This is a genomic window from Vibrio sp. M260118, from assembly GCF_036533755.1.
GTDB lineage: Bacteria > Pseudomonadota > Gammaproteobacteria > Enterobacterales > Vibrionaceae > Vibrio.
Map to the genome: position 1 here is coordinate 1 of NZ_JATABG010000533.1, position 1759 is coordinate 1759.

Sequence of the window (1759 nt, forward strand, 5' to 3'; positions counted from 1 at the left end):
GAATGCAGCAACGGGTTGGCTTGGCTCGAGCATTTGCGATGGACACCGATATATTGTTGATGGATGAACCCTTCTCAGCGTTAGACCCGCTGATCCGAACTCAACTCCAAGATGAACTCCTGCAACTGCAAAGTGAACTCAATAAAACAATTATATTTGTCAGTCATGACTTAGATGAAGCGCTAAAGATTGGCAATAATATTGTCATTATGGAATCGGGCAAGTTGATTCAGCATGGAGAACCCGAGCAGATTGTTCTGACCCCAGAAACCGAATATGTGAAGAACTTTGTCGCTCATACCAATCCACTCAATGTTCTAAAAGGGCGTTCTTTAATGCAATCACGTGACGAATTAAACCGTCGTGACGAACAGTGGGAAGTGTGCGCGTCAGACGAGTTATGGGTAGAGCAGAAACCAAGTGGATTAACGTTAGTCGATTCAAACAAAACCTTGGTTGATTGGAACGACGATTCCATCGATATGCAGGACATTGACAATTCAGTCGTGGTTCAAGCGAGCCCCGACATTGGCATGCGAGAGGCGATTGAGCTTAAACAGCGCAGCAATCAGCCCATCCTATTGGTCGAAGAGGACGAGTTGGTTGGGGTACTGACTGACAACGAACTCTATGATGCGTTACTGGGTAACTTTAAATCTCAGCAGGTCGCTTAGCACATTCACCCGTCGAAATGGCGGGTGAACTTCATTAACAAATCTTAATCTTCACTCAACGCTTCCTTAATCTCACTTTTCGTACCCTTTGGTTAATAAATAAAAAACCAAAAGGGGTAAAAGGTGAATATATTAGGATATCTACAAAAAGTGGGTAAGGCATTAATGGTGCCGATAGCAGTACTACCAGCAGGTGGTTTAATGCTAGGTATTGGTTATGCCCTTGATCCAACGTGGGGAGCTGGCGGAAGTCCGTTGGCGAATTTCCTTATTTATGCTGGTAAGGCGATCATGGATAACCAAGCTTGGTTGTTTGCCGTTGGTGTCGCATTTGGCATGGCGAAAGATAACAACGGTGCAGCAGCATTGGCGGGCTTAATAGGCTTGTTCATTGTACAAACCTTGGTTTCAGACCCTGCTGTGATTTCCTTGCTAACGGGCACGGCGGTTGCAGATATGAGTAAAGAATCGGTGATTTCGTATGGCGCAGTGGTCAATGCCTTTACTGGGATCTTAACAGGTATCATTGCAGGCGAGCTCTATAACCGTTTTCACAATATCCAATTGCCGTCAGTACTGGCGTTCTTCGGTGGACGCCGCTTTGTACCTATCATTACATCGGCGGTAATGTGTCTTGTGGCTTACATTCTGATTGTGGTTTGGCCTGTGGTCTATGTTGCTCTGGTTAATTTTGGTAAGAGCTTTATCGATTTGGGTCCAGTTGGTGCTGGTTTATATGGATTCTTTAACCGCTTGTTGATCCCATTAGGTCTTCACCACGCTCTTAACCAAGTATTCTGGGCTGACCTGGCTGGCATAAACGATATCTTCAACTTTTGGAACAACACTGGTGAGCTTGGTATTACAGGTCGTTATATGGCTGGCTTCTTCCCTGTTATGGGCTATGGTCTACCAGCTGCTGGCCTTGCAATTTACCACTGTGCTAAGCCAGAGAACAAAGCGAAAGTCGGTTCAATTATGTTAGCAGCAGGTACGACTGCGATCGTAACCGGTGTGACAGAGCCACTGGAATTTGCGTTTATGTTCGCGGCACCGGTACTGTTTGTCATTCATGCTGCATTGAC

General features: G+C 45.7%; 1 protein-coding gene and 1 pseudogene. Both read left to right on the top strand.

What is annotated here, in order from left to right; all coding sequences use genetic code 11:
- Positions 1 to 674: pseudogene (locus tag QTO00_RS19240) on the top strand (choline ABC transporter ATP-binding protein); the annotation flags it as partial.
- Positions 675 to 797: 123 nt separating this feature from the next.
- The coding region (locus tag QTO00_RS19245; protein WP_331426182.1) for a PTS transporter subunit EIIC at positions 798 to 1759 on the top strand (962 nt) is incomplete at its 3' end.